Annotated in this window: 3 protein-coding genes and 1 pseudogene; 2 read left to right on the forward strand and 2 right to left on the reverse strand. The window is 63.9% G+C overall.

Features of this window, described 5'->3' with window-relative positions; genetic code table 11:
* Positions 1–185, forward strand: a pseudogene (locus WBB85_RS10815) (hypothetical protein); the annotation flags it as partial.
* A 27-nt stretch (positions 186–212) separates the two neighbouring features.
* Here the strand turns inward: WBB85_RS10815 and WBB85_RS10820 are convergent.
* A complete protein-coding gene (locus tag WBB85_RS10820) occupies positions 213–473 on the reverse strand; it encodes a DUF2312 domain-containing protein (protein WP_282365886.1) in 261 nt (86 codons plus the stop codon).
* A 211-nt stretch (positions 474–684) separates the two neighbouring features.
* Between WBB85_RS10820 and WBB85_RS10825 the strand changes: the two genes are divergently transcribed.
* Positions 685–900, forward strand: a complete 216-nt coding sequence (locus tag WBB85_RS10825) for a hypothetical protein (RefSeq protein WP_432638628.1) — start codon at positions 685–687, stop codon at positions 898–900.
* A gap of 121 nt (positions 901–1021) precedes the next feature.
* Here WBB85_RS10825 and WBB85_RS10830 read toward each other — a convergent pair.
* Positions 1022–2756, reverse strand: a 1735-nt coding sequence (locus WBB85_RS10830) for a 3-hydroxyacyl-CoA dehydrogenase NAD-binding domain-containing protein (RefSeq protein WP_432638629.1), incomplete at its 5' end; no start/stop codon positions are given.

Raw genomic sequence — 2756 nt, forward strand, 5'->3', positions numbered from 1 at the left:
CGCTCACCCAGCGCAGGCGCGTCACGACGGCGTTCCTGGAAAAGTTCGCCAAACCGGATGAGATCGAGATCGGAATCGATCTGCCGGGCTGGACAGAGGCGCTGGTCCAGCAGATCAGCGACGCCTATGATCGGGATTGCGCAGATATCGCGGGCATGCCGGGGGTGAAGTTCATTGCCCCCTGACAGGGCGAAAGCCGACGCAATCGCGCGTCAGGCCATTCCCAGCGCGGCCTTGTACATCTCCAGCACCGCCTCTTCCTCGGCCAGATCGTCCTTGTCGCGCTTGCGCATGGCGATGACCTTGCGCATGACCTTGGTGTCGTAGCCACGCCCCTTGGCTTCGGCCATCACCTCTTTCTGCTGATCGGCGATGTCCTTCTTTTCAGCCTCCAGATGCTCGTAACGCTCAATGAACTGGCGCAATTCATCGGCGGCGACATTGTAGGTGGCATCGGATACAGGCTGGTTCATTGCATATTCTCCTTGGCGGGCTGGCGCCCTGACTAGACGGTCACAGGCAGCGCTTCAAGACCCGCCCTTGCCCCACGGGTGGCTTCGCGCTAAAGCGTTTCGGGTTTTCGTTGAGATGACAAGTATCAGTATTCGAACGAAAAAGGTTCGAATACTGGTTCAATGTAAACCCGAAACGCTTTAGCGCGGGCCGGAACAAGGGGGAATGCTGATGGACTTGCTCATCTGGATCGGAACTTTGGTCACCCTTGCGGGGCTTGCAGCACTTGTCTGGTGCATCCTCGGCGTCAACCGTGCGCGCAAGGCCGGTTTGCCGGATGCGGAACTTCGGGCGCGCCTGCAACGGGCCGTGACACTGAACCTCGGCGCGCTGCTGTTGTCGGCATTGGGGCTGATGATGGTGGTCGTGGGCATCGTCCTTGGCTGAGCGGCCTGCCCGCGCACAAGGTAAGGTGGGTTTAAACCCACCTTACGCCACAGGTCCGCAGATCCACCCTGTCTCAGTCACCATTGCAGTAAGGTGGGTTTAAACCCACCTTACATGACGCTCATTCGCCGTTCATATCCTTGAATTTCCGGCCGTTCTTGATCAGTTGATCCCAAAGCGGCACAGGTGCCCAGAAGCTCTCTTCCTCGCGGGCGTAGTTCCGCAGATCGTTCCTGAGCGCCAGCAACCCTGCCCTGTCGGCCGCCTGCATCGGTCCCCCGCGCCAACGCGGGAAGCCGTAGCCAAGCATCATCACGACATCGATGTCAGATGGCCGCGCCGCGATCCCCTCTGCCAGAATGCGCGCGCCCTCATTGGCCATCGCAGCCAGGGCGCGGGTCTGGATTTCGGCCTCCGTCACCTGACGCGGCACGATCCCCCTGGCCTGACGCTCCGCCACGATCAATCCAAGCACCTCGGGATCTTCCTGCCCTTGTCGGCTGTCACCCTCATAAAGGTAGTATCCCTTTCCGGCCTTCTGGCCGAGCCGCCCCGCCTCGCACAAGCGGTCCCCGATCGCCACATAGCGCTGCTCAGGATCGCGCGTTGCCGCCAGACGCCTGCGCCGCGCCCATGAGATATCGAGCCCGGCCATATCGAGGACTTCATAGGGGCCCTTGGGAAAGCCCCAGGCCACCATCGCCCGGTCGATGTCATAGGGCGAGGCACCGTCTTCCAGCAGGAAATCCGTTGCGGTGCGATAGGCAGTCAGGATGCGGTTGCCGATAAAGCCATCACACACGCCCGCCCGCACCGCGACTTTGCCCATCCGTTTGGCCAGCGCGAAGGCCGTCGCGGTCACATCGGGCGCGGTCTGATCCGCCACCACGACTTCCAGCAGCTTCATCACCTGAGCGGGCGAAAAGAAGTGCAGCCCGATCACATCTTCCGGCCGCCCGCTTGCCTCGGCAAAGCGGTTCACGTCGAGATAGGAGGTATTCGTGGCAAGCACCGCCCCGGATCGTGTCACCTTCCCAAGTTCGGCAAAAATCCCGGCCTTCAGTTCTTCGTCCTCGGGCACCGCCTCGATCACCATGTCCATTTCCGAGAGTGACGCCATGTCCGTCACCCCGGCGATGCGGGACCAGGCTTCCTCGCGCGCGGCGTCGTTCATCCGGCCCTTCGCCACCGCACGTTCCTGATTTGTGGCGATGCGCGCCAGCCCCACGGAAAGAGCCGTCCGGTCGCGTTCGACCAGCGTGACCCGGTATCCGGCCGCCAACAGGGCAGTTGCAATCCCCGAACCCATCAGACCGCCGCCGATGATGCCAATGCCGTTCACCTCTCTTGGCCCGGCTCCGGCGAGGTCGGGTTGACGCGCGGCCCGGCGCTCGGACAGGAAGGCATGACGAAGGGCTGCGGCTTCTGGCGTTGTCACCAGATCCTCGAATGCCGCGCGTTCAAAGCCCAGCCCCTCCTCCTCGGGCAACAGCAGGGCCGCCTCGACACAATCGATGATCCGCGCAGGCGCGGGCAGACGCCCCCTGCCAAGCCCTTCCCGCGCCGCGGCGATGGCCCGCAGCCAGAGTGTGGCCTCACCGCGGTGATCCTGACGCTGGACCGTCTCGGCGAGGCCAACCTCGCCCGCAGCCATGGACCGGGCCAGTGTCTCGGCCGCCGGACCGGCCGCCCCCTCGGTCACGATATCGACAAGCCCGAGTTCGGCCGCGCGCTTGGCGCCAACCGGCAATCCGCTCAGCATCAGGCCCAGCGCCGGTCCCGCACCGATCAGACGCGGCAGGCGCTGGGTGCCACCGGCCCCCGGCAGGATGCCCAGAGACACCTCGGGCAGGCCA

The organism is Albidovulum sp. (genome assembly GCF_049646345.1).
Taxonomy (GTDB): domain Bacteria; phylum Pseudomonadota; class Alphaproteobacteria; order Rhodobacterales; family Rhodobacteraceae; genus Albidovulum.